This window comes from Enterobacter sp. S-33 (assembly GCF_028735835.1).
Classification (GTDB): Bacteria; Pseudomonadota; Gammaproteobacteria; order Enterobacterales; family Enterobacteriaceae; genus Enterobacter; species Enterobacter vonholyi.
In genome coordinates this window covers 3031845-3057131 of sequence record NZ_CP117838.1, presented here as the reverse complement: position 1 = coordinate 3057131, position 25287 = coordinate 3031845, and the positions used below count along the sequence as shown (strand labels likewise).

Here is a 25287-nt window from a genome sequence, read left to right as displayed (position 1 = left end):
ATGTCTAAAGTCGCTCTCATCACCGGCGTTACCGGGCAGGATGGTTCTTACCTGGCAGAATTACTGCTGGAAAAAGGTTATGAAGTACACGGTATTAAGCGTCGTGCGTCTTCTTTCAACACCGAACGTGTGGATCACATCTATCAGGATCCGCACGCGGCGAACCCGAAATTCCACCTGCACTACGGCGACCTGACCGATACCTCCAACCTGACCCGTATCCTGCAGGAAGTGCAGCCGGATGAAGTCTACAACCTGGGCGCGATGAGCCACGTTGCGGTCTCCTTCGAATCCCCGGAGTACACCGCTGACGTTGACGCCATGGGCACGCTGCGTCTGCTGGAAGCGATTCGCTTCCTGGGCCTCGAGAAGAAAACCCGTTTCTATCAGGCATCCACCTCTGAGCTGTACGGTCTGGTGCAGGAAATCCCGCAGAAAGAGACCACGCCATTCTACCCGCGCTCTCCGTACGCGGTGGCAAAACTGTACGCTTACTGGATCACCGTGAACTACCGTGAATCCTACGGCATGTACGCCTGTAACGGTATTCTGTTCAACCACGAATCCCCACGTCGCGGCGAAACCTTCGTGACCCGCAAAATCACCCGCGCTATCGCCAACATCGCGCAGGGTCTGGAGTCTTGCCTGCACCTTGGCAACATGGATTCCCTGCGTGACTGGGGCCATGCCAAAGACTACGTGAAAATGCAGTGGATGATGCTGCAGCAGGAACAGCCAGAAGACTTCGTGATCGCGACCGGCGTGCAGTACTCCGTTCGTCAGTTCGTTGAAATGGCTGCCGCACAGCTGGGCATCAAGCTGCGCTTCGAAGGCACCGGCGTGGAAGAGAAGGGCATCGTGGTTTCCGTGACCGGCCATGACGCACCGGGCGTGAAGCCAGGCGACGTGATTGTGCAGGTTGACCCGCGCTACTTCCGTCCTGCTGAAGTGGAAACCCTGCTGGGCGACCCAACCAAAGCGCACGAGAAGCTGGGCTGGAAACCAGAAACCACTCTGCAGGAGATGGTTTCCGAGATGGTAGCCAAAGATCTTGAAGCAGCGAAAAAACACTCCCTGCTCAAATCTCATGGCTACGAGGTTGCCATCGCGCTGGAGTCCTGAGAATGACAAAACAACGTATTTTTGTCGCCGGTCATCGCGGAATGGTGGGTTCCGCGATTGTTCGCCAGCTTGAACAGCGCGGTGACGTCGAAGTGGTTGTCCGCACGCGCGACGAGCTGAACCTGCTCGACAGCCGTGCGGTACAGGACTTCTTTGCGAACGAACGCATTGACCAGGTGTATCTGGCGGCGGCTAAGGTGGGTGGCATTGTTGCCAACAACACCTACCCGGCGGATTTCATCTACGAAAACATGATGATTGAGAGCAACATTATTCACGCGGCGCATCTGCACAACGTGAACAAGCTGCTGTTCCTCGGCTCATCCTGTATTTACCCGAAAATGGCGAAACAGCCGATCGCCGAAAGCGAGCTGCTGCAGGGCACGCTGGAAGCCACCAACGAGCCGTACGCGATTGCCAAGATTGCCGGGATCAAGCTGTGCGAGTCCTACAACCGTCAGTACAACCGCGACTATCGTTCGGTGATGCCGACCAACCTGTACGGACCGCACGACAACTTCCACCCGAGCAACTCGCACGTGATCCCGGCGCTGCTGCGTCGCTTCCACGAGGCGACTGCCGAGAACGCCCCGGACGTGGTGGTGTGGGGCAGCGGTACGCCGATGCGTGAATTCCTGCACGTGGACGACATGGCTGCGGCCAGCATTCACGTGATGGAGCTGGATCGCGAGGTGTGGCAGGAGAACACCGAGCCGATGCTGTCGCACATCAACGTCGGTACCGGCGTGGACTGCACCATTCGCGAGCTGGCGCAGACCATCGCGCAGGTGGTGGGCTATAAAGGCCGCGTGGTGTTTGACGCCACGAAACCGGACGGCACGCCGCGCAAGCTGCTGGACGTGACCCGTCTGCATCAGCTGGGCTGGTATCACGAGGTGTCACTGGAGCAGGGTCTGGCCAGTACCTACCAGTGGTTCCTGGAAAACCAGCACCGCTTCCGGGGGTAACGATGTTTTTAAGTCAGGAAGATTTTGCCACGGTAGTGCGTTCCACTCCGCTCATCTCAATTGATCTGATCGTGGAGAACGAACGCGGCGAGTTCTTGCTGGGGAAACGAACCAACCGTCCTGCGCAGGGCTTCTGGTTCGTGCCCGGTGGGCGCGTGCAAAAGGATGAGACGCTTGCCGATGCGTTTGAGCGTCTCACTCTGGCGGAACTGGGTCTGCAGCTGCCGATGGCAGCGGGCCAGTTTTACGGGGTCTGGCAGCACTTCTATGACGATAACTTTTCAGGCACCGGGTTCACCACGCACTACATCGTGCTGGGGTTCCGCCTGAAGGTGAGTGAGGCAGACCTGCGTCTGCCTGATTCTCAGCATGACGACTACCGCTGGCAGACGCCAGAGGCGCTGCTGGCCAGCGATAATGTGCACGACAACAGTCGCGCCTATTTCCTCGCTGAACGTCAGTCCGGGGTGCCGGGCTTATGAAGATCCTCGTATACGGAATCAACTACTCGCCGGAATTAACCGGCATCGGGAAATACACCGGCGAGATGGTCGAGTGGATGGCGAGCCAGGGACATGACGTGCGGGTCATTACCGCGCCGCCGTACTACCCGGAATGGAAAGTGGGGGAGCGCTACTCAAGCTGGCGCTACCGTCGCGAAGAGGGCGCAGCGACCGTCTGGCGCTGCCCCCTGTATGTGCCTAAGCAGCCCTCGACGCTGAAGCGGTTGATTCATCTCGGCAGCTTTGCTCTGAGCAGCTTCTTCCCGCTGATGGCGCAGCGGCGCTGGAAGCCGGATCGCATTATCGGCGTGGTGCCGACGCTGTTTTGCACGCCGGGCATGCGCCTGCTGGGCAAACTCTCCGGCGCGCGCACCCTGCTGCACATTCAGGATTATGAAGTGGACGCCATGCTGGGCCTGGGGATGGCAGGCAAAAGCAAAGGTGGAAAGGTGGCGAAGCTCGCCAGCGCCTTTGAGCGCAGTGGCTTACACAACGTGGATTACGTCTCAACTATCTCGCGCTCGATGATGAACAAGGCGCAGGAGAAAGGCGTCCCGGCGGAGAAGGTGATCTTCTTCCCGAACTGGTCCGAAGTGGCGCGTTTTCGCGACGTGACTGAGCAAGACGCTCAGGCGCTGCGCGCGCAGCTCGGTTTGCCTGAAGATCAAAAAATCATTCTTTACTCAGGCAATATCGGCGAAAAGCAGGGGCTGGAGAGCGTGATCGAGGCGGCTCAACTGCTGAACGAACATCCATGGATGTTTGTGATTGTCGGGCAGGGCGGTGGAAAAGCGCGGCTGGAAAAAATGGTAAGCGTTCGCGGCCTGACCAACGTGAAATTCTTCCCGCTTCAGTCTTACGAGGCATTGCCTGCGCTGCTGAAGATGGGCGACTGCCATCTGGTGGTGCAAAAGCGCGGCGCGGCGGATGCGGTGCTGCCGTCCAAGCTGACCAACATTCTGGCCGTGGGCGGTAACGCGGTGATTACGGCCGAAGCCGAAACTGAATTAGGCCAGCTGTGTGAAAGCTATCCGGGGATTGCGGTGTGCGTAGAGCCGGAATCGGTTCCGGCGCTGGTCACCGGAATTGAGCAAGCACTTGCCATGCCAAAAGTGAACACGGTGGCACGTGAATATGCCGAACGCACGCTCGAGAAAGAGAACGTGCTGAGCCAATTTATTGCAGATATACGGGGATAAATCATGAGTCAAACCACTTTGTATCCGGTTGTGATGGCTGGTGGCTCTGGTAGCCGGTTGTGGCCGCTGTCCCGCGTGCTCTATCCAAAACAGTTCCTCTGCCTGAAAGGGGATCTCACCATGCTGCAGACGACGGTGAACCGTCTCCACGGCGTGGAGTGTGAAAGCCCGGTGGTGATCTGTAACGAACAGCACCGTTTTATCGTTGCCGAGCAGCTGCGTCAGCTGAACAAACTTACAGAAAACATCATTCTGGAGCCTGCCGGACGCAACACTGCGCCAGCGATCGCCCTGGCGGCGCTGGCGGCAAAACGCAGCAGCCCGAACTGTGACCCCCTGATGCTGGTGCTGGCGGCAGACCATGTCATCCAGCAGGAAGAGGCCTTCCGCGACGCGGTGCGTGCAGCCATTCCTTACGCTGAAAACGGCAAGCTGGTGACCTTCGGTATCGTGCCGGATCTGCCGGAAACCGGCTACGGATACATCCGTCGCGGCAACGTGACGCCGGGTGAAGACGACAGCGTGGCGTTTGACGTGGCGCAGTTCGTTGAAAAACCGAATCTGGAAACCGCGCAGGCGTATGTCGCCAGCGGTGAGTATTACTGGAACAGCGGGATGTTCCTGTTCCGCGCCGGACGCTATCTGGAAGAGTTGAGCAAATATCGCCCGGATATTCTGCACGCCTGCGAAAAAGCGATGGCGGTGGTGGACCCGGATCTCGACTTCATCCGCGTGGATGAAGAGGCGTTCCTCGCCTGCCCGGAAGAGTCCATTGACTATGCGGTGATGGAACGTACGGCGGACGCCGTCGTGGTGCCGATGGATGCGGGCTGGAGCGACGTGGGCTCCTGGTCCTCCCTGTGGGAGATCAGCGCCCATACCCCGGAGGGTAACGTCCACCACGGCGATGTCATTAGCCACAAAACGGAAAACAGCTACGTCTACGCCGAGTCCGGCCTGGTCACCACGGTTGGGGTGAAGGATCTGGTGGTGGTCCAGACCAAAGACGCGGTGCTGATTGCTGACCGTAACGCCGTGCAGGACGTTAAAAAAGTGGTGGAGAAGATCAAGGCGGATGGACGCCACGAGCACCACATTCACCGCGAAGTCTACCGTCCGTGGGGTAAATATGACTCCATCGACGCAGGCGACCGCTATCAGGTGAAACGCATCACCGTGAAGCCGGGCGAGGGGCTGTCGGTGCAGATGCACCATCACCGCGCCGAGCACTGGGTGGTGGTTGCGGGTACCGCTAAAGTCACTATCGACGGTGAAGTCAAACTGCTGGGCGAAAACGAGTCCATCTATATTCCGCTGGGGGCGACGCACTGTCTGGAGAACCCGGGGAAAATTCCTCTCGACTTAATTGAGGTGCGCTCCGGCTCGTATCTGGAAGAGGACGATATCGTGCGCTTCCAGGACCGCTACGGGCGGGTGTAGCACTCTGCATTATGCCCGGTAGCGTTACGCTTACCGGGCCTGCGAATGACAAAAAAAATCAATTTGGCCATTTAGTGGTCAGGGCCGACTGTTGCCTGAAAAAGGGGTCATCATGGAAAAATTAACCTGTTTTAAAGCCTACGATATTCGCGGCAAGCTGGGCGAAGAGCTGAATGAAGACATCGCGTGGCGCATTGGCCGCGCGTACGGCGAATATTTAAAACCGCAGACCATCGTGCTGGGCGGCGACGTGCGCCTGACCAGTGAATCCCTGAAGCTGGCCCTGGCGAAAGGGCTGCAGGACGCGGGCGTGGACGTGCTGGACATCGGCCTTTCCGGAACAGAAGAGATTTACTTTGCTACGTTCCACCTGGGCGTGGACGGCGGTATCGAAGTGACGGCCAGCCACAACCCGATGGACTACAACGGGATGAAGCTGGTGCGCAAGGGCGCCCGTCCTATCAGCGGCGACACCGGCCTGCGCGACGTGCAGCGCCTGGCGGAAGCCAACGATTTCCCGCCGGTGAACGAGGCGAAGCGCGGCAGCTACAAAAAAATCAACCTGCAGAAAGAGTACATCGATCACCTGCTGGGCTACATCAACGTGGCAAACCTGAAGCCGCTGAAGCTGGTGATTAACTCCGGCAACGGCGCGGCCGGCCCGGTTGTCGATGCCCTGGAAGCGCGCTTTAAGGCCCTGAACGTGCCGGTGACCTTCGTGAAAGTGCACAACACCCCGGACGGCAACTTCCCGAACGGTATTCCTAACCCGCTGCTGCCGGAGTGCCGCGACGACACCCGCAACGCGGTGATTGAGCACGGCGCGGACATGGGCATCGCCTTTGACGGTGACTTCGACCGCTGCTTCCTGTTCGACGAGAAAGGGCAGTTCATCGAGGGTTACTACATTGTCGGCCTGCTGGCGGAAGCGTTCCTTGAGAAAAACCCGGGTGCGAAAATCATTCATGACCCGCGCCTGTCCTGGAACACCGTCGACGTGGTGTCAGCGGCGGGCGGCACGCCGGTGATGTCCAAAACCGGCCACGCCTTCATCAAAGAGCGCATGCGCGAAGAAGACGCCATCTACGGCGGCGAGATGAGCGCCCACCACTACTTCCGTGACTTTGCCTACTGCGACAGCGGGATGATCCCGTGGCTGCTGGTGACCGAACTGCTGTGCCTGAAGGGACAGACGCTGGGCGAGCTGGTGCGCGACCGTATGGCGGCGTTCCCGGCGAGCGGGGAGATCAACAGCAAGCTGGCGGAGCCGGCCGAGGCGATTGCCCGCGTGGAGCAGCACTTTGCGATTCACGCGCTGGAAATTGACCGTACCGACGGCATCAGCATGGCGTTCCCGCAGTGGCGCTTTAACCTGCGCTCGTCCAATACCGAGCCGGTGGTGCGCCTGAACGTGGAGTCCCGTGCTGACACCGCGCTGATGGAAGCCCGAACGAAGGACATTCTGGCGCTGTTGAATCAGTAATACTTGCCCCTCCCGGTGGGAGGGGGAACCGAATACAGGAACAACGATGACGAATCTAAAAAAACGCGAACGAGCGAGAACGAATGCATCGTTAATCTCTATGGTGCAGCGTTTTTCTGATATCACCATCATGGTCGGTGGATTGTGGGCGGTGTGTCGGATCGGCGGGCTGCCGTTCTTATACATGCATCTGCTGATGGCCCTGATTGCGCTGGTCGTGTTTCAGATGATTGGCGGAATGACCGATTTCTACCGCTCGTGGCGCGGCGTGAAAATGACCACCGAACTGATGCTGCTGCTGCAGAACTGGACCCTCAGCCTGATCTTCAGCGCAGGCCTGGTGGCGTTCAGCCATGATTTTGATAATCGCCTCGTCACCTATCTCTGCTGGTATTTAATAAGCAGCGTCGGCATGGTGGTGTGCCGTTCTCTGATCCGCTTCGGTGCGGGCTGGCTGCGTAACCGCGGCTATAACCGTCGCTTCGTTGCCGTAGCAGGCGATCTGCCGGTTGGTAAGGTTCTGCTCGACAGCTTCCGCAAAGAGCCGTGGTTAGGGTTTGAAGTGGTCGGGATTTACCACGATGCGAAGCCGGGCGGCGTGCCGTCGGACTGGGCGGGCAATTACGAACAGCTTATTGAAGACGCGAAAGCCGGTAAAATTCACAACGTCTACATCGCCATGCAGATGAGAGACGAATCCCGCATTAAGCAGCTGATGCGCGAGCTGGCGGACACTACCTGTTCGGTGATCCTCATCCCGGACGTCTTTACCTTCAACATCCTTCATTCACGCATTGAAGAGGTGAACGGCGTGCCGGTGGTACCGCTGTACGACACCCCGCTGTCGGGCATTAACCGCGTGCTCAAGCGCGTGGAAGATATCGTGCTCTCCTCGCTGATTTTACTGCTCATCTCCCCGGTGCTGTGCTGCATTGCCCTGGCGGTGAAGCTGAGCTCTCCCGGCCCGGTTATTTTCCGCCAGACCCGCTACGGTATGGACGGTAAGCCGATTATGGTGTGGAAATTCCGCTCCATGAAGGTGATGGAAAATGACAAGGTGGTGACCCAGGCGACGCAGAACGATCCGCGCGTCACCCGCGTGGGGAACTTCCTGCGCCGTACCTCGCTGGATGAACTGCCGCAGTTTATCAACGTCTTTACCGGCGGAATGTCGATTGTTGGCCCGCGTCCGCACGCGGTGGCGCATAACGAGCAGTACCGCTCGCTGATTGAAGGCTACATGCTGCGCCATAAGGTGAAGCCGGGCATTACCGGTTGGGCGCAGATCAACGGCTGGCGCGGCGAAACCGACACGCTGGAAAAAATGGAAAAACGCATCGAATTCGATCTGGAGTACATCCGTGAATGGAGTATCTGGTTCGATATCAAGATTGTTTTTCTGACCATCTTCAAAGGTTTCGTGAACAAAGCGGCGTACTAAGATGAGCTTACGTGAAAAAACCATCAGCGGGGCGAAGTGGTCAGCGATGGCGACCATCGTCATCATTGGCCTCGGCCTGGTGCAGATGACCGTACTGGCGCGCATCATTGATAACCACCAGTTCGGCCTGCTGACCGTCTCGCTGGTGATTATCGCGCTGGCCGATACGCTGTCTGATTTTGGTATCGCCAACTCGATTATCCAGCGCAAAGAGATCAGCCATCTTGAGCTGACCACGCTCTACTGGCTGAACGTGGGGCTGGGGATTTTCGTGTTCGTGCTGGTATTCCTGCTGAGCGACACCATCGCCAGCGTGTTGCACAACCCGGATCTCGCTCCGCTGATGCGCACGCTGTCCTTTGCTTTCGTGGTGATCCCGCACGGGCAGCAGTTCCGCGCGCTGATGCAGAAAGAGCTGGAGTTCAACAAGATCGGCATGATCGAGACCAGCGCCGTGCTGGCGGGCTTTACCTTTACCGTCGTGAGCGCCCATTTCTGGCCGCTGGCGATGACTGCAATCCTGGGATACCTGGTTAACTCTGCCGTGCGTACGCTGCTGTTCGGCTACTTTGGCCGCAAAATTTACCGTCCCGGGCTTCATTTCTCTCTTGCGTCCGTCTCGTCCAACCTGCGCTTTGGCGCGTGGCTGACGGCGGACAGCATCATCAACTATGTGAATACCAACCTGTCGACGCTGGTGCTGGCGCGTATTCTTGGCGCGAGCGTGGCGGGGGGCTACAACCTGGCCTACAACGTCGCGGTGGTGCCGCCAATGAAGCTGAACCCGATCATCACCCGCGTCCTGTTCCCGGCGTTTGCCAAGATTCAGGACGACACCGAGAAGCTGCGCGTCAACTTCTACAAGCTGCTTTCCGTGGTGGGGATTATCAACTTCCCGGTGCTGCTGGGGCTGATGGTGGTTTCCAGCAACTTCGTGCCGCTGGTGTTTGGCGAGAAGTGGAACGGCATCATCCCGATCCTTCAGCTGCTGTGCGTGGTGGGGCTCCTGCGCTCCGTGGGGAATCCGATTGGTTCCCTGCTGATGGCAAAAGCGCGCGTGGATATCAGCTTTAAGTTCAACGTGTTCAAAACCTTCCTGTTTATTCCGGCGATTATCGTCGGCGGGCATATGGCGGGCGCCATCGGCGTCACGCTGGGCTTCCTGCTGGTGCAGATCGTCAATACCGTTCTGAGCTACTTCATCATGATCAAGCCGGTGCTGGGCTCCAGCTACCGTCAGTACATCCTGAGCCTGTGGCTGCCGTTCTATCTCTCGTTGCCGACCCTGGCGGTGAGCTACGGCCTGGGCATCATCCTCAGCGGTCACCTGCCGCTGGCCGCGCTGCTGGCGGTGCAGGTTGCCGCGGGCGCGCTGGCATTTGGCGTGATGATTGTGCTGTCACGCAATGCGCTGGTGGTGGAGATGAAGCGCCAGTTTTGCCGTAACGAAAAAATGAAAACGCTGCTTCGCGCAGGCTAGTTATTTAAGAGGCCATTATGAAATTATTAATTCTTGGCAACCATACCTGCGGCAACCGTGGCGACAGCGCCATTCTGCGCGGTTTACTGGATGCAATTAACACCCTTAAGCCTGAGACCGAAGTGGACGTGATGAGCCGTTATCCGGTTAGCTCATCCTGGTTACTGAACCGCCCGGTGATGGGCGACCCGCTCTACAGCCAGATGAAACAGCACAATAACGCCGCGGGCGTGATGGGCCGCGTGAAGAAAGTGCTGCGTCGTCGCTACCAGCACCAGGTGCTGCTTTCCCGCGTGACCGATACCGGCAAGCTGCGCAACATCGCGATCGCCCAGGGCTTCACCGACTTTGTTCGTCTGCTGTCCGGCTATGACGCTATTATCCAGGTTGGCGGTTCGTTCTTCGTCGATCTCTACGGCGTGCCGCAGTTTGAGCATGCGCTTTGCACCTTTATGGCGAAAAAGCCGCTGTTTATGATTGGCCACAGCGTGGGGCCATTCCAGGATCCGCAGTTTAACCAGCTGGCAAACTATGTCTTCGGCCACTGCGACGCGCTGATCCTGCGCGAGTCGGTCAGCCTCGACATGATGAAGCGCAGCGAAATAGACACCTCAAAAGTTGAGCACGGCGTGGACACTGCCTGGCTGGTGGATCACCAGGACGACAGCTTCCAGCCGAGCTACGCGGTGCAGCACTGGCTCGACGTGGCGGCGAAACAGAAAACCGTCGCGATTACCCTGCGCGAGCTGGCGCCCTTCGATAAACGTTTAGGCACGACGCAGGCGGCGTATGAGCAAGTGTTCGCCGACGTGGTGAACCGCGTGCTGGACAGCGGGTACCAGGTGCTGGCGCTGTCCACCTGTACCGGCATCGACAGCTACAACAAAGACGATCGTATGGTGGCGCTGAACCTGCGCAACCTGGTGAACGATCCGTCCCGCTATCATGTGGTGATGGACGAGTTGAACGACCTGGAGATGGGCAAGCTGCTCTCCGCCTGCGACCTGACCGTCGGCACGCGTCTGCACTCGGCGATTATCTCCATGAACTTTGGCACGCCTGCCATAGCCATCAACTACGAACACAAGTCCGCCGGGATCATGCAGCAGCTCGGTATGCCGGAAATGGCCGTGGATATTCGTCATCTGCTGGATGGTTCCCTTGGCGCGATGGTGGGGGATACGCTCGGCCAGCTGCCTGCGATCAACGAGCGTCTGGCCGTTGCGGTGAAAGCCGAGCGCGAAAAAGGCATTGGAATGGTGAAATCGGTACTTGACCGCGTGCGGGAGGGGAAATGAAGGTTGGTTTCTTCTTACTGAAATTTCCGCTGTCGTCTGAAACGTTTGTCCTGAACCAAATCACCGCGTTTATCGATATGGGATATGACGTGGAGATTATCGCCCTGCAAAAGGGCGATACCCAAAATACCCATGCGGCATATACCCAGTATGGGCTGGAGGCTAAAACCCGCTGGCTGCAGGATGAGCCGTCCGGGAAGCTGAGCAAGCTACGCCACCGGGCCAGCCAGACGTTGCGCGGGATCCACCGCGCGTCGACGTGGCGGGCGCTGAATATTTCCCGCTATGGTTCGGAATCTCGCAATCTGATCCTGTCGGCCATCTGCGGGCAAACTGCGCAGCCGTATCGTGCTGACGTATTTATCGCCCACTTTGGCCCGGCTGGCGTCACCGCCGCGAAGCTGCGCGAACTGGGCGTGATTGACGGTAAAATTGCGACCATCTTCCACGGTATCGACATCTCCAGCCGCGAAGTGCTGAACCACTACACGCCGGAATACCAGCAGCTTTTCCGGCGTGGCGACATGATGCTGCCCATCAGCGAACTGTGGGCCGGACGCCTGAAAAACATGGGCTGCCCAGGAGAGAAAATTGCCGTTTCGCGCATGGGCGTCGATTTAACGCGCTTTACCCGCCGTCCGGTGAAGGTGCCGGGCAAACCGCTGCAGATCATCTCCGTAGCCCGTCTGACCGAGAAGAAAGGCCTGCATGTGGCGATTGAAGCCTGCCGCCAGCTGAAAGCGCGCGGGGTGGATTTCCACTACCGCATTCTCGGCATTGGGCCGTGGGAGCGTCGTCTGCGCACGCTTATCGAACAGTATCAGCTGGAAGATGTCGTAGAGATGCCGGGCTTTAAGCCGAGCCACGAGGTCAAGGCCATGCTCGATGAGGCAGATGTATTTCTGCTGCCTTCCGTAACGGGTGCCGATGGCGACATGGAAGGCATTCCGGTGGCGCTGATGGAGGCGATGGCTGTAGGTATTCCGGTGGTATCGACTCTGCACAGCGGGATCCCTGAGCTGATTAAGTCTGACCATTCCGGCTGGCTGGTGCCGGAGAATAACGCGATGGCCCTTGCGGACCGTTTAGCCGCCTTTAGCGACATCGACCAGCAGTCGCTGGAGCCCGTGCTCCACAACGCCCGACAAAAAGTTGAAGCCGATTTTAACCAGCAGGTGATTAACCGCCAGCTAGCGAGCCTGCTGCAAACGCTGTAACGCCGAGGATGTATGCTGAAAAAGATTACCCGACGCACCTTTGTCTCTTCTCTGTCCGTTCTGGCGGCCACGCCCCTGCTGTCGTCCCGCATTGCGCGGGCGGCAAGCGGCAGAACGGTCTCTGTCAATCAGTACAATAACAACGACTGGATCGCCGCTTTTAAGCAGGCGTTTAATGACGGTGACACCGTCGTGGTCCCGGCCGGGCTCACCTGCGAAAACATCAATACGGGCATTTTCATTCCCGACGGTAAAACCTTGCTGATCCGTGGGGCGTTAACCGGCAACGGGCGCGGCCGCTTTGTTCTGCAGGAAGGCAGCAAAGTGATAGGCGAAGGTGCTGGCCGCACGGAGAACATCACGCTCGACGTTCGCGGCTCTGACTGCGTCATCAAAGGGCTGGCCATGAGCGGTTTTGGCCCGGTGACGCAGATCTACATCGGCGGCAAGAAACCCAGCGTGATGCGCAATCTGCTGATTGATAACATTAGCGTGAGCCAGGCCAACTACGCCATTCTGCGCCAGGGTTTCCATAACCAGGTGGATGGCGCCCGCATCACCAACAGCAAATTTAGCCATCTGCAGGGCGATGCAATCGAGTGGAACGTCGCCATCAACGATCGCAATATCCTGATCTCCGACCATGTTATCGACAACATCAACTGCACCAACGGCAAAATCAACTGGGGCATCGGTATTGGCCTCGCCGGCAGCACCTACGACAACGACTACCCGGAAAAACAAACCGTTAAGAACTTCGTGGTGGCAAACATCACCGGCAGCAACTGTCGCCAGCTGGTGCATGTTGAAAACGGTAAGCATTTTGTTATTCGTAATATCAAAGCCAAAAATATTACTCCCGACTTCAGTAAAAAAGCGGGAATAGACAACGCCACCGTGGCCATTTATGGCTGTGATAATTTCATTATTGATAATGTCGACATGGTTAACAGTGCCGGAATGTTAATCGGCTATGGGGTTATAAAAGGCGATTATTTGTCCATCCCGCAGAACTTCAAGCTCAATAATATTCACCTCGATAACCGCCAGCTTGCGTATAAATTGCGCGGAATACAGATTTCATCCGGCAACGCCACGTCGTTTGTGGCGATAACCAATGTGGAAATGCAGCGTGCAACGCTGGAACTGCACAACAAACCGCAGCATCTTTTCTTACGCAATATCAATGTGATGCAGGAAGCCGCCGTGGGTCCTGCCCTGAAGATCAACTTCGACCTGCGCAAGGATGTGCGGGGCAAGTTTATGGCGAAAGACGAGACGTTGCTGTCACTGGCGAACATAAAAGCTGTGAATGAGAAGGGGCAGAGTTCGGTGGATATTGACCGGGTCGACCAGCAGGTAGTGAATGTGGAAAGGCTGAACTTTGCGCTTCCTTCCTTCAGAAAGTAAGTATTGACGTCACATCTCATTGAGTGCGCGGTAACCCCTAAAATTTGTTACTGAACTCAGCGATTTTAGGGTTTATAATCCGTGCCACATTTTCGTCAGTTCTGTCTTATCTTTAGCGATACCTCAGGGAATACAGTGATTACCGGAGGTTTGCCAAACACACATAACGCACTGAGTGGTTTATGAACGATAAAGTTTTGTTTATTGGCGCGTCCGGTTTCGTTGGGACTCGTTTGATCGAGATTTCTAAGGCTGAGTTTGATGTTACCAACTTCGACAAGCAGCAAAGCCATTTCTACCCTGAGATTACTGTCTCCGGAGATGTACGCAATCAGGAGCAACTCGATCATGCTCTTGCCGGTTTCGACACGGTAGTATTACTCGCTGCCGAACATCGTGATGATGTTAGCCCAACCTCGCTTTACTACGATGTAAACGTTCAGGGAACGCGTAACGTACTGGCAGCTATGGAAAAAAATAATGTTAAGAACATTATTTTTACCAGCTCAGTTGCCGTTTATGGTCTAAATAAAGTCAATCCTGATGAATCTCACCCGCACGATCCTTTTAACCACTATGGTAAAAGTAAGTGGCAGGCGGAAGAGGTACTGCGCGAATGGTTCAACAAAGCTCCAGAAGAGCGATCTCTGACAATTGTTCGTCCAACGGTCATTTTTGGTGAACGCAATCGAGGCAATGTCTTCAATCTTCTTAAGCAAATTGCGGGTGGAAAATTCGCAATGGTAGGTGCCGGAACTAACTATAAGTCTATGGCTTATGTCGGTAATATTGTTGAGTTTATCAAATTCCGATTGAGCAACGTCAAACCTGGTTACGACGTATACAACTATGTAGATAAACCCGATCTGAATATGAATCAGCTCGTTGCCGAGGTAGAAAAGAGCCTTAGCAAAAAAATCCCATCAGTTCATCTCCCTTATCCTTTAGGGATGCTTGGCGGTTATTGCTTTGATATTCTTAGCAAAGTCACCGGAAAGAAGTATGCGATCAGTTCCGTGCGTGTCAAAAAATTCTGTGCCACCACTCAATTTGATGCGACGAAAGTGCACGCCTCAGGTTTTAAAGCGCCTTATACCTTATCTCAAGGGCTGGACCGTACGTTGAAGTATGAGTTCGTACATGAGAAGAAAGATGACATCACGTTCGTTTCGGAGTAATGACTTAGAATCTGGGATTTGTCGGAAACACGTTTTTCTTCTTCTTTATTGGTAGGGTTTCCGACGATTCTGGGTCACACTTATAGCGTAATGAGCTTTAGTAATCAGAGTTATGAGCCAAACGTGATTTGCATTCGACGAAGTAGACTTTCTTCTACAGGCATTTTTCCTGACACAGTTTATACTTCGTCAACCATATTAAGGTGGAAGAGATAATGATCAATTTGAAAGCAGTCATTCCGGTAGCAGGCCTGGGCATGCATATGCTGCCGGCCACAAAAGCCATTCCAAAAGAGATGCTGCCGATCGTCGACAAGCCAATGATTCAGTACATTGTCGACGAGATTGTTGCTGCAGGGATCAAAGAAATCGTCCTGGTTACTCACTCGTCCAAGAACGCGGTAGAAAACCACTTCGACACCTCTTACGAACTTGAGGCGCTGCTTGAGCAGCGCGTTAAGCGCCAACTGCTGGCGGAAGTACAGTCTATTTGTCCACCGGGCGTGACCATTATGAACGTCCGTCAGGCGCAGCCGCTGGGTCTGGGGCACTCTATTCTGTGTGCCCGTCCGGTTGTGGGTGATAACCCATTCATTGTTGTTCTTCCGGACATCATCATCGATACCGCTTCTGCCGATCCGCTGCGTTACAACCTGGCGGCAATGGTAGCACGTTTCAATGAAACCGGCCGTAGCCAGGTCCTGGCGAAACGCATGAAAGGCGATCTTTCTGAGTACTCCGTCATCCAGACCAAAGAACCGCTGGAGACGGAAGGGCAGGTGAGCCGCATCGTTGAGTTTATCGAAAAACCGGATCAACCACAGACGCTGGATTCAGATCTGATGGCCGTAGGCCGTTACGTTCTGAACGCAGATATCTGGGCAGAACTGGAAAAAACTGAGCCAGGCGCCTGGGATCGTATTCAGTTGACCGACGCGATTGCCGAACTGGCGAAGAAGCAGTCTGTCGACGCGATGTTAATGACCGGCGACAGCTACGACTGCGGTAAGAAAATGGGGTATATGCAGGCGTTCGTGAACTATGGCCTGCGTAACCTGAAGGAAGGGGCGAAGTTCAGAAGCCGCATTGAGAAGCTGCTGGCTAACGACTGATATTTCTGTCTCCGACCTGAGCAAGCGGCAGTCATTATTTTGGTGTGTTAATATCCAACCAAAATGATGACTGCCGTTTTTTGTTATAAATTCAATATTTACATAGAGTTATCCAGACCGCTCCTGGACCGCTTTGTAGCGATTTGTGCTTGTTTCTGAGGTCGTTTAGGACGACAATTAACGGCAGTTTTTTGTCTGTAAACAGACGAGAAAAATCATTTAATCAAACATCGCTCAGTGCACTGGTAGCTGTTAAGCCAGGGGCGGTAGCGTGCTCAATTTCTGAAACCGCTTATACAAGCTCAGGTTTCAGAACGCCAGTATCCAGACATATACACTAGACGGAACAGATAACGTGAAAATTCTTGTGACGGGGGGGGCCGGCTTTATCGGCTCAGCAGTTGTACGACATATTATTAAAAATACCCAAGACGATGTCGTCAATGTGGATAAGCTGACCTATGCCGGTAATCTTGAGTCGCTTAGTGAAGTCAGCGAAAGCGACCGCTATGCCTTTGAACATGCGGACATTTGTGATAAAGACGCTATAGATCGCATCTTCGCAAAGCATAAGCCTGATGCGGTGATGCACCTGGCCGCTGAAAGTCACGTCGATCGTTCTATTACCGGCCCGGCTGCGTTTATCGAAACCAATATCGTCGGCACGTATGTGCTGCTGGAAGCCGCTCGTGCGTATTGGTCAACGCTGGAGGAACAGGCGAAGAAAGCGTTTCGTTTCCATCATATCTCTACCGACGAAGTGTATGGTGATTTGCCACATCCTGATGAGCATCCGGCATCAACTAAGCTGCCGCTCTTCACCGAAACCACGGCTTATGCACCTAGCAGCCCGTATTCAGCGTCGAAAGCCTCAAGCGACCATCTTGTTCGTGCCTGGCTGCGTACCTATGGTTTCCCAACTATTGTCACCAACTGTTCGAATAACTACGGTCCGTACCACTTCCCTGAAAAGCTGATCCCGTTGGTTATTCTGAATGCGCTGGAAGGTAAAGCTCTGCCAATTTACGGTAAAGGCGATCAGATCCGTGACTGGTTGTATGTCGAAGATCATGCGCGCGCACTGTACACCGTTGTCACTCAGGGGAAACCGGGTGAAACGTACAATATCGGCGGTCATAACGAGAAGCAGAACCTCGAGGTGGTGCATACGATTTGCGACCTGCTGGATGAAATTGTGCCTAAAGAAGGATCTTATCGCGATCAGATTACTTATGTTAAGGATCGGCCTGGGCACGATCGTCGTTATGCAATCGATGCAACTAAAATTGGCAATGCGCTTGGTTGGCATCCTCAAGAAACTTTCGAGAGTGGTATTCGTAAAACAGTTATGTGGTATTTATCTAATGAATCGTGGGTAAATAATGTAAAAAGTGGAGCATATGCTTCATGGCTTTCAAAACAATATGGGGATAATAATTAATGAAAGGCATTATTCTTGCGGGCGGTTCTGGTTCGCGTTTGCATCCGATTACATTGGGTACGTCTAAGCAGTTATTACCTATTTATGACAAACCTATGATTTATTATCCTCTGTCGGTGCTGATGCTGGCCGGGATTCGCGACATTTTATTGATTACGACGCCGGAAGATCAGGCAAGCTTTAAACGTATTCTTGGCAATGGTAATCAGTTTGGTATCAATTTACAGTATCAGGTTCAACCTACTCCAGATGGGCTCGCTCAGGCATTTATTTTGGGTGAAGATTTCATCGGTGATGATAGTGTTTGCCTGGTGCTAGGTGACAACATTTTCTTTGGTCAGTCTTTTGGAAAACAACTTAAACATGCAGTCGAAAATCTTAATGGTGCGACAGTGTTTGGTTACAAAGTTATGGATCCTGAACGTTTTGGGGTCGTTGAATTTGATAAAGATTTTAATGCAATATCCATAGAAGAGAAACCAAAAGCGCCAAAATCAAATTGGGCCGTTACGGGCCTTTATTTTTATGATAATCGTGTTGTTGATATTGCTAAGAAAGTACAGCCTTCGGAGCGGGGCGAGCTTGAAATAACTAGTGTTAACCAAAAATATCTCGAAATGGGTGAGCTGAAAGTTGAGCAACTAGGTCGTGGTTTCGCATGGCTGGATACCGGTACGCATGATTCGTTACTTGAGGCATCACAATTTGTGCAAACTGTCGAGAAACGGCAAGGTTTTAAAATTGCGTGCCTCGAAGAAATTGCATACAACCAAGGGTGGTTAGATAAAGAAATGGTCAAGTCTATTGGCAACACTTTATCTAAAACTGGTTACGGTAACTACTTGTTAAATCTCGTAAAATAAGAGTCCATTTCATCATGAACGTTATTAAAACAAAGTTGGAAGGTGTACTGGTTATTGAGCCTCGAGTTTTCGGCGATGAACGTGGGTTCTTTTATGAGACATTTCATGCAAAACGCTACAAAGACGCGGGTATTAAGGAGGAATTTGTTCAGGATAACCGCTCTCGTTCAACAGGAGGCGTATTACGAGGACTCCATTTCCAGAAAACGAAACCCCAAGGAAAATTGGTAACAGTCACTCAGGGCGAAGTTTTCGATGTCGCGGTTGATCTCCGATTTGGTTCTGCGACATTTGGCCAGTATGAATCTATTGTGTTAACCGGAGAGAATAAAATTCAGTTTTACATTCCCCCGGGGTTTGCTCATGGCTTTTGTGTGTTAAGTGATAGTGCTGATTTTCAATATAAATGCACAGATTTCTACGATCCATCTGATGAAGGCGGATTAATCTGGAGCGACTCAATTGTGAATATTGATTGGCCAATTAAAGATCCAATTCTATCTGAGAAAGACAAAATTCTTCCTTCATTAGAACAAATAACTAAAAATATTAAGGAGGGATGGTAAAATGGCCCAGTATACAGTAATTGGAGGACGGGGATTCATTGGTAACGAGATCGTCGAACAGTTAAAAGAACTAAAACACGATGTTTGGGTTCCACAACGAGACGAGCAAACCCTCTTTACAAAAGACTTGGGCACCGTCATTTATTGTGCCGGCAATGGTGATTGTCAAAACACACCATTTAATGTCTTCCAGGCTAACTGCGCACTTCTGTCTGAAGTTTTGCAGCGTTCGAAATTTAATCGCTTGGTGTTTATGTCTTCTACTCGTGTTTACATGAATGGCAGTGATACAGGAGAAAATGCCGATTTGGTTGTTAGTGAGGATGATGCTCGTCGGTTATTTAATCTGACAAAACTTGTATCAGAAGAGCTATGCCTTAAAAGCGGAAAAGATATTGTTATTGTCAGACCAAGTAATGTTTATGGGGTAGCTTTGAATAGCCCGCTATTTTTACCATCAATTACACGTAATGCAATTAATAATGGTCATATCGACATGTTCATTGATCGACATTATGAAAAAGATTATGTGTCGGTCGAGGATGTGGCGGAAGCTTGCATCAACTTATCACAGAATAAGAATACATCTGGGAATATTTATAATATAGCTGCTGGATATAATATTTCTGCAGAGCAGATTGCTGATGTACTGATTCAAACAACAAATTGTACAGTAACCTGGCACGAGCGTAACTTCCCAAGAGAAGTATTTCCCGTTAACGACATCAGTATTCTTAAATCTGTTATGCCAGAATATAATCCAAGAAACGTACTTGATGATATCGAAAATATGGTGACTCGTTTCCGAGCTGAGATGGTAAACTACCAATGAGTGGGTTTAATCGACTCATAAAAAATGCCATATCAAATGTAATAAATGGGTTTTCAAATGTAATCTTGGGGATAATTATATCCCCTTTATTGATTAAAATACTATCAATAAATGATTTTGCCATTTGGTCTTTGGCTTTGCAAGTTGGTGCATTTTTTTCATTAATTGGTTTTACTGGACAATTATCAGTTGCACGTTACGTAACATTGGCGAAAGCACAGCAGAATGAACTACAAGTTCGTCGTGTAATAAATTTCGGATTAATCATATCCTTGCTTGGTGTGCTGGTATCAGTTACTGTTCTTTGTTTTAGCTATTATAATTTTTATGAAATCTTTAATGCTATAAAGCAGGAAGATTCTCCTTTTGCTCCTGTTGTTTTTTTTATTGTTTCTCTCTCTTTTATTATAGGATTAATTACCAGTTCATATAATGGTTATTTTACCGGGGTTGAGAAAAACGAAATACCAGCATATATAAACTTAACTTCACGCATAATTCTTGGGGTGGGGATATATTTATCAGCAAGAAACAGTATGCTTACGATGGCATGTGTATTTTTATTGATAAATATTTTTTCCTATATAATAACTTACCTTTTATATAGGAAAGCTAGCGTTTTAAAAACTATTGGGAATACGCAAGCTAAAAATTCAATAAGTAATTTTAAATTCAGTGAGTTTGTTAATTATTGTTTGGGTGTCTTCATTTTTAATCTATCCACATTCTTAATTGTAAACCTAAATAGTGTTTTGATTGGCAAGTTTGCATTCAAAGAATATGCATATTATGCATTGTCGATTACATTAGTAACTGCTGTGGTTGGTTTTTTGAATGCAGCAATTACTCCAGTATTGCAGCCTTTGATTAAAATGGTTCATCGGGACGATAAAAATTCGCTTGATCGCTTTGTGTTTTTGTTATCACAAACACTTTTATATCTTTCTTTCTTTATCCTAATCGCTAATTTCTGTATTGGTAAATATGTAATGGAATTATGGGTAGGGTATGATGTGGCGATACGGACATACCCCATTTTTTCATTCTTACTGTTGACTAACTTAACTCGATTGATTGGTTCCCCGCTGGGACTCGTTTACCTGGCAAAGGGCAAACAAAATGAGATTATGTATTTACCATTACTCGAAGGAGTAGTAAGTGTGGTTCTTACATATGTGTTTGTTAGCAAGTACGGTATATATGCTTCTGCAATATCCTTGGCAATATCAACAGCCCTTATCATGCTTATATATTCATTCAAACTAATAGGAATCTCTGCTCAGGAAGGAAGTAGGCTTCGCTATAGGTTACTGCTGGCAGGTGGACCATTAGTTTTGTTTACGGTAATCCTTTCGTTTATGAAGGTAAAAATGAACATAACAGATGGAACAGAATATATACTTTTTTCCACGTCTATGTTTGTACTTTTAGTGTTGACTGCAATATTTATTTTAAAAAACACAATAAAAATAAAACATATATTAGGGAGGTAATGTGCTAAGCAGAATATTAAACGTATATTACAAAATAAAATATTTATACTTTACGGATCGCAGAGTTAATATCGATAAATCAGCATTTATTCATCATGGCGCAACGTTCATCATCCGTGATAATTCGCAAGCTTCAATAGAGATTGCGTCCGGCGTTTATATCGGTCGATATGCTAATATTCATACAAATTCAAAAATTGTCATTGGTGAGAACTCGGTACTAAGCGATTATGTTTTTTTAAGCACATTGGCGCATGGAATGGCGCCTTCTGCTGGTCCAATTCTTTCCCAGAAAGATATTGATAAAGGGGAAATAGTGCTTAAGGACAATGTATTCCTTGGGTTTGGTGCAAAAGTTCTACCTGGGGTAGTCTTGGGTAGTTGGACTATCGTTGGGACAGGCGCTGTTGTGACAAAATCTTTTCCCGATGGTTTTGTTATGATTGCTGGTAATCCGGCACGTATAATTAAACACTACAATAAAAATACCGGTGAATGGGTTGCGCCATGATATTAAAAAAAATCTGTAATAAGATTATGTATTTTATCGATCTTATACGATATCGGATTATCATGGCTAAATTTGGCAATGGGAGTCGTATAATTAAACCATTACTTATGGTGAATACTTCGCGTGTTGCGATAGGTCGAAATGTTCTTATTCGCAATGGTGCCAGAATTGAGGTTTTGAATAGTGGCAAGGGAGTTGTTATTGATATCGGTGATAATGTTAATATCGAACAGTATGTGCATATCGTAGCAAAAGACCATATAAAAATTGGAAATAATGTTTCTATCACAGGTTGTTGCTCTATTGTTGATATCATCCATCCTTTCGATGAGCAATACGAAATAGACAAAATTGGTAATCGTATTTCTAATAAAGTATTGCCGGTCTCAATCGGTGATAATAGTTTCATCGGTTTTGGCTCACATATCAACCCTGGCGTTAAAATAGGTAAAAATTGTGTAGTCGGGGCACGATCGGTTGTTACAAAAGATATACCGGATAATTGCGTAGTGGCTGGTAATCCTGCACGAATTATAAAATCATTGAATTTAAAGAGTAACACATGGGAAAGCTATAAATATGAATAACCCTAAGATTGGGCTGGTGACTGTTTTATATAATTCACCCGACGTTTTATCAGATTTCTTTTCCAGCCTTGCTCTTCAAAACTATAATAATTATTTCTTGTATGTAGTAGATAACAGCTCATCGCCGGAGCCTATAGAGTTAGCCAAAAAATTAAGTGCAGATTTTAATATTCCAACCCATTTTATTGATAATCATGGCGTGAATGTTGGTGTCGCAGCTGGAAATAATCAAGGGGCGAAGGTGGCATATATTCACGAATGTGATTACATCGTTTTTCTTAATAATGATTTGATATTTGAAGATCCAAATATATTGCAAAGACTAGTTTTTGAAGCTGAGACAAAAAAACTAGATATGGTTGGGCCAACAATTTTAAATTATCCTGAAAAAAAGATATGGTATTGCGGCGGTTATTTCGATGAATATAAAGCGTTAGCACCACATAATAATATCGATAAAGAATATAATATATCTGATTATCAAGAAATTCACCAGCATGCCTATGCGCCTACATGTTTCTTAATGATATCCCGTAGACTTTGGGAAGCAGTCGGTGAAATGGATGAGAAATATTTTGCTTATTATGATGATACAGACTTCCTTTTCCGTGCTTATAAAGCAGGTTTTATAGTGAACGTTATTTCATCACTTATTATTTATCATAAAGTTGGTGCTAGTACCGGTGGAGATCTTTCTTATTTCGGAATGTATCATTTAACGCGTAATCGTCTTTATTTTATTCGAAAAAATTTGAAGGGATTCAAAAGATATATTGCCTTAAGTTTTGTACTCCTTACTAGAATCTATATTGTGTTGATGACCTCTAATACTCAGAAAAAAGCAATTTGCAAAGGTCTCATTGATGGTTTAAAAATGAAATGAAAATTCGATTGAATGTTGTCAATTTGTCCCTGATGGCTTCCATGGTAATATTTTTACCTTCATTACTAATGATACTAGCGCATCAGTCTTCATTCACAATAGGAATAGTAATAAGTTCACTTGTTATTATTTTTTTGCGAGTTCTGGTTAATAAGCAAAAAATTGTATTTAGTAATAAGGATGTAATGGTCGTTCTGCTGTTAGTATCCTTTTTCTTTTTTATCGTTCTGCATTTTACTCTAGTGAATTTAATATTTGGTGGAGAGTTAGCTCAACCCGACTTTCCTAAGTTCCTCTTGAGTTTCATCTTTATTATTATATCAGCAAGTGCTGCTTATGTTGTTAAAAACGCAATTAATGACACATCGGAAATAGATATCCATTCTACTGTTTTATTCATATTATATGTTATTATTTTCAATGCGATGATTAGCCTTACAAAAATAGATTTTTTCAATACGATGTTGGAAAAACCGACCTTCTTATTCCAGGAACCTTCGCATTTTGCTCTGGTCTGTGCACCCTTACTCATATATTTTTCATTTAGCAATATTAGAAGCCCGTTACGATTAATTTTGCTATTAATATTTGGGCTTTGGGGAGTATATATTCAGAATTTCACTATGATTCTTGCAGTGGTATTAGCCTACGTAATTTCAGCAAAACATCTTTTACCAGCATTTGTCATTTTTTGTTTGTTTGCGATCCTTGTTTATATATTTATCGAAAGTGATTTTTTTGTCTATTATCGAGAACGGTTGGATTTATCCAGTGATACTAATAATTTATCTGCACTTGTTCTCATGCAGGGATGGGATAATGCGTTTTTGACCTTGCACCAGAGTCCAATCGGTGCAGGTTTTCAGCAATATGGTATATCCACTATATACGGGAATATATCTAATAAAATTTTCGAAATGCTTAATATTTATATTAATCAGTTCGATGGCGGTGCAACTGCGCCAAAGATTATTGGTGAATTTGGGTTTTTTGGTATTCTCATCGTAATGCTATATCTTGTGGGATGGGTCAGAGTTTTTATAGCAGTGAGACGAGAACGCTTTAATATAGATAAAAAGACATTGCTTTTTTCCAGTTTTTATTTAGCAAGCTTCCTTGAATTCTTTATTCGAGGGGCTGGTTATTTTACACCTGGGATGTTCTTTTTAATTGTTTCGGTTTTATATTTCATAACTAATAAAGTTGTGCGAAAAGAGATTTCTTATGAAACTAGTCATTGATGGAATCATTGAGAACCTACAAAATGGCGGTGGTTGTACGGTTTATTTTGAGCAGATATTATCGTTTTATCAAAAAGATAATCATAAATTAAACTATATAAGATATAATAACAGTCATGAGAATATAACGCTAAGCGGTAATGATACTCATGTTTCTCATCGCACTTTACGTATTCAAGAACGCTGGCGTGATGTTAATATTAATGAATTTGATCAAGACGCGATATTTCATTCTACCCATTATCGTTTGCCAGTAAATAAGAAACAGTCAAAAATAATTACGACGGTTCATGATTTTACCTATGAGCTTTTCCGTAGTGGCCCAGCTCAATGGATGCATACTTGGCAGAAAAATCGAGCGATTAGGAATAGCGATCTCATCCTTTGTGTCTCTCAAAATACCGCCAATGATTTAATGAGATTTTGTCCTGTATCTGAAAATAAAATCCGTATTGTCCATAATGGTGTTTCGGAAAAATATTATCCAATAGATAACACTATTAAAACTAACGAAGTGTTGTTTGTTGGTGCCAGAGGTGGTTATAAAAACTTCTCCATGGCTGTCGATGCTCTCGCGCTTTCTCCTTCACTTGTATTGAGTATTGTTGGTGGCGGACAGCTAACAAGTGACGAAATAGCGCTTCTCGAAAGTAAAATCCCTGGACGCTACCGACATCTTGGTCGTGTCACTGATGAAGAACTCAATGGAATTTATAACCGTGTGTTCTGTTTACTTTATCCTTCGTTATATGAAGGTTTTGGCATACCTGTAATTGAAGCGATGCGCAGCGGGTGTGTCGTAATCGCTGTTAATGTTTCCTCTATTCCAGAAGTTGCTGGAAATGCTGCTGTTTTACTGGAACAGCCTAACCCAGCCACAATTTCTCAAGCTCTTAACGATATACAAAATACGGCGCTCTACCATCAATTACGTAATGAAGGCTTTATTCAAGCGAAAAAGTTTTCCTGGGAAAAATGTTATAATGATACCTTATCTGCTTATAAGGAGCTCTTGTAAT

The 25287-nt window shown here is 49.2% G+C and carries 23 protein-coding genes; all 23 read left to right on the top strand.

The window, feature by feature from the left end; translation table 11 throughout:
- The 23 genes from gmd (at position 1) to PUP35_RS14420 (ending at position 25286) form a co-directional block, all read left to right on the top strand.
- Positions 1-1122: a GDP-mannose 4,6-dehydratase gene (gmd, locus tag PUP35_RS14530; RefSeq protein ID WP_003863514.1), complete on the top strand. Its 1122-nt coding sequence runs from the start codon at positions 1-3 to the stop codon at positions 1120-1122.
- 2 nt (positions 1123-1124) lie between these two features.
- Complete coding sequence (gene fcl, locus PUP35_RS14525; RefSeq protein ID WP_013097874.1) at positions 1125-2090, top strand: GDP-L-fucose synthase; 966 nt, start codon at positions 1125-1127, stop codon at positions 2088-2090.
- 2 nt (positions 2091-2092) lie between these two features.
- Positions 2093-2572, top strand: coding sequence for a GDP-mannose mannosyl hydrolase (locus PUP35_RS14520; protein WP_115875796.1), 480 nt, complete (start codon positions 2093-2095; stop codon positions 2570-2572).
- The gene (gene wcaI / locus PUP35_RS14515; protein WP_274240333.1) at positions 2569-3792 is read left to right on the top strand and encodes a colanic acid biosynthesis fucosyltransferase WcaI; all 1224 of its coding nucleotides are present in this window, start codon (positions 2569-2571) and stop codon (positions 3790-3792) included. The genes PUP35_RS14520 and wcaI overlap by 4 nt, the downstream gene beginning before the upstream one ends.
- Positions 3793-3795: 3 nt before the next feature.
- On the top strand, positions 3796-5232 hold the full coding sequence (cpsB, locus tag PUP35_RS14510) for a mannose-1-phosphate guanyltransferase (RefSeq protein WP_274240332.1): 1437 nt from the start codon (positions 3796-3798) through the stop codon (positions 5230-5232).
- Between the two features lie 112 nt (positions 5233-5344).
- Positions 5345-6715, top strand: coding sequence for a colanic acid biosynthesis phosphomannomutase CpsG (gene cpsG / locus PUP35_RS14505; RefSeq protein ID WP_047647343.1), 1371 nt, complete (start codon positions 5345-5347; stop codon positions 6713-6715).
- Between the two features lie 46 nt (positions 6716-6761).
- Complete coding sequence (gene wcaJ / locus PUP35_RS14500; RefSeq protein ID WP_115875793.1) at positions 6762-8156, top strand: undecaprenyl-phosphate glucose phosphotransferase; 1395 nt, start codon at positions 6762-6764, stop codon at positions 8154-8156.
- Position 8157: 1 nt separating this feature from the next.
- The gene (gene wzxC / locus PUP35_RS14495) at positions 8158-9636 is read left to right on the top strand and encodes a colanic acid undecaprenyl disphosphate flippase WzxC (RefSeq protein WP_044596701.1); all 1479 of its coding nucleotides are present in this window, start codon (positions 8158-8160) and stop codon (positions 9634-9636) included.
- A 17-nt stretch (positions 9637-9653) separates the two neighbouring features.
- On the top strand, positions 9654-10934 hold the full coding sequence (gene wcaK, locus PUP35_RS14490) for a colanic acid biosynthesis pyruvyl transferase WcaK (RefSeq protein WP_274240331.1): 1281 nt from the start codon (positions 9654-9656) through the stop codon (positions 10932-10934).
- Positions 10931-12151, top strand: a complete 1221-nt coding sequence (wcaL, locus tag PUP35_RS14485) for a colanic acid biosynthesis glycosyltransferase WcaL (protein WP_274240330.1) — start codon at positions 10931-10933, stop codon at positions 12149-12151. The genes wcaK and wcaL overlap by 4 nt, the downstream gene beginning before the upstream one ends.
- 12 nt (positions 12152-12163) lie before the next feature.
- On the top strand, positions 12164-13561 hold the full coding sequence (gene wcaM, locus PUP35_RS14480) for a colanic acid biosynthesis protein WcaM (protein ID WP_047652462.1): 1398 nt from the start codon (positions 12164-12166) through the stop codon (positions 13559-13561).
- A 182-nt stretch (positions 13562-13743) separates the two neighbouring features.
- Complete coding sequence (locus tag PUP35_RS14475; RefSeq protein ID WP_211438253.1) at positions 13744-14739, top strand: NAD-dependent epimerase/dehydratase family protein; 996 nt, start codon at positions 13744-13746, stop codon at positions 14737-14739.
- 215 nt (positions 14740-14954) lie between these two features.
- Positions 14955-15851, top strand: coding sequence for a GalU regulator GalF (gene galF, locus PUP35_RS14470; protein ID WP_017383282.1), 897 nt, complete (start codon positions 14955-14957; stop codon positions 15849-15851).
- A 355-nt stretch (positions 15852-16206) separates the two neighbouring features.
- Positions 16207-17292 carry a dTDP-glucose 4,6-dehydratase gene (gene rfbB, locus PUP35_RS14465; RefSeq protein WP_252093232.1) on the top strand — a complete coding sequence of 362 codons (1086 nt, stop codon included), beginning with the start codon at positions 16207-16209 and terminating at the stop codon, positions 17290-17292.
- Complete coding sequence (rfbA, locus tag PUP35_RS14460) at positions 17292-18155, top strand: glucose-1-phosphate thymidylyltransferase RfbA (protein WP_210867545.1); 864 nt, start codon at positions 17292-17294, stop codon at positions 18153-18155. Before rfbB ends, rfbA begins: the two co-directional genes overlap by 1 nt.
- 14 nt (positions 18156-18169) lie before the next feature.
- Positions 18170-18721, top strand: coding sequence for a dTDP-4-dehydrorhamnose 3,5-epimerase (gene rfbC / locus PUP35_RS14455; RefSeq protein ID WP_210867544.1), 552 nt, complete (start codon positions 18170-18172; stop codon positions 18719-18721).
- A 1-nt stretch (position 18722) separates the two neighbouring features.
- Complete coding sequence (locus PUP35_RS14450; protein ID WP_271369748.1) at positions 18723-19553, top strand: NAD-dependent epimerase/dehydratase family protein; 831 nt, start codon at positions 18723-18725, stop codon at positions 19551-19553.
- Positions 19550-21046, top strand: a complete 1497-nt coding sequence (locus PUP35_RS14445; protein ID WP_274240329.1) for an oligosaccharide flippase family protein — start codon at positions 19550-19552, stop codon at positions 21044-21046. The genes PUP35_RS14450 and PUP35_RS14445 overlap by 4 nt, the downstream gene beginning before the upstream one ends.
- A 1-nt stretch (position 21047) precedes the next feature.
- Positions 21048-21557, top strand: coding sequence for an acyltransferase (locus PUP35_RS14440; RefSeq protein WP_271369745.1), 510 nt, complete (start codon positions 21048-21050; stop codon positions 21555-21557).
- A 62-nt stretch (positions 21558-21619) separates the two neighbouring features.
- Positions 21620-22144, top strand: coding sequence for an acyltransferase (locus tag PUP35_RS14435; RefSeq protein ID WP_274240328.1), 525 nt, complete (start codon positions 21620-21622; stop codon positions 22142-22144).
- Positions 22137-23027 carry a glycosyltransferase family 2 protein gene (locus PUP35_RS14430; RefSeq protein WP_274240327.1) on the top strand — a complete coding sequence of 297 codons (891 nt, stop codon included), beginning with the start codon at positions 22137-22139 and terminating at the stop codon, positions 23025-23027. The genes PUP35_RS14435 and PUP35_RS14430 overlap by 8 nt, the downstream gene beginning before the upstream one ends.
- A 185-nt stretch (positions 23028-23212) precedes the next feature.
- Complete coding sequence (locus PUP35_RS14425; RefSeq protein WP_274240326.1) at positions 23213-24268, top strand: hypothetical protein; 1056 nt, start codon at positions 23213-23215, stop codon at positions 24266-24268.
- Complete coding sequence (locus PUP35_RS14420) at positions 24252-25286, top strand: glycosyltransferase family 4 protein (RefSeq protein WP_210867538.1); 1035 nt, start codon at positions 24252-24254, stop codon at positions 25284-25286. Before PUP35_RS14425 ends, PUP35_RS14420 begins: the two co-directional genes overlap by 17 nt.
- Position 25287: the final 1 nt, after the last annotated feature.

Coding starts and splice junctions, on each gene's coding strand:
- PUP35_RS14520 (WP_115875796.1), top strand. CDS start 2,093: ATGTTTTTAAGTCAGGAAGATTTTGCCACGGTAGTGCGTTCCACTCCG.
- PUP35_RS14435 (WP_274240328.1), top strand. CDS start 21,620: ATGGCTAAATTTGGCAATGGGAGTCGTATAATTAAACCATTACTTATG.
- PUP35_RS14450 (WP_271369748.1), top strand. CDS start 18,723: ATGGCCCAGTATACAGTAATTGGAGGACGGGGATTCATTGGTAACGAG.
- PUP35_RS14475 (WP_211438253.1), top strand. CDS start 13,744: ATGAACGATAAAGTTTTGTTTATTGGCGCGTCCGGTTTCGTTGGGACT.
- cpsG (WP_047647343.1), top strand. CDS start 5,345: ATGGAAAAATTAACCTGTTTTAAAGCCTACGATATTCGCGGCAAGCTG.
- wcaJ (WP_115875793.1), top strand. CDS start 6,762: ATGACGAATCTAAAAAAACGCGAACGAGCGAGAACGAATGCATCGTTA.
- galF (WP_017383282.1), top strand. CDS start 14,955: ATGATCAATTTGAAAGCAGTCATTCCGGTAGCAGGCCTGGGCATGCAT.
- cpsB (WP_274240332.1), top strand. CDS start 3,796: ATGAGTCAAACCACTTTGTATCCGGTTGTGATGGCTGGTGGCTCTGGT.
- wcaM (WP_047652462.1), top strand. CDS start 12,164: ATGCTGAAAAAGATTACCCGACGCACCTTTGTCTCTTCTCTGTCCGTT.
- PUP35_RS14430 (WP_274240327.1), top strand. CDS start 22,137: ATGAATAACCCTAAGATTGGGCTGGTGACTGTTTTATATAATTCACCC.
- PUP35_RS14445 (WP_274240329.1), top strand. CDS start 19,550: ATGAGTGGGTTTAATCGACTCATAAAAAATGCCATATCAAATGTAATA.
- rfbA (WP_210867545.1), top strand. CDS start 17,292: ATGAAAGGCATTATTCTTGCGGGCGGTTCTGGTTCGCGTTTGCATCCG.
- wcaL (WP_274240330.1), top strand. CDS start 10,931: ATGAAGGTTGGTTTCTTCTTACTGAAATTTCCGCTGTCGTCTGAAACG.
- wcaI (WP_274240333.1), top strand. CDS start 2,569: ATGAAGATCCTCGTATACGGAATCAACTACTCGCCGGAATTAACCGGC.
- wzxC (WP_044596701.1), top strand. CDS start 8,158: ATGAGCTTACGTGAAAAAACCATCAGCGGGGCGAAGTGGTCAGCGATG.
- gmd (WP_003863514.1), top strand. CDS start 1: ATGTCTAAAGTCGCTCTCATCACCGGCGTTACCGGGCAGGATGGTTCT.
- rfbC (WP_210867544.1), top strand. CDS start 18,170: ATGAACGTTATTAAAACAAAGTTGGAAGGTGTACTGGTTATTGAGCCT.
- fcl (WP_013097874.1), top strand. CDS start 1,125: ATGACAAAACAACGTATTTTTGTCGCCGGTCATCGCGGAATGGTGGGT.
- PUP35_RS14425 (WP_274240326.1), top strand. CDS start 23,213: ATGGTCGTTCTGCTGTTAGTATCCTTTTTCTTTTTTATCGTTCTGCAT.
- wcaK (WP_274240331.1), top strand. CDS start 9,654: ATGAAATTATTAATTCTTGGCAACCATACCTGCGGCAACCGTGGCGAC.
- PUP35_RS14420 (WP_210867538.1), top strand. CDS start 24,252: ATGAAACTAGTCATTGATGGAATCATTGAGAACCTACAAAATGGCGGT.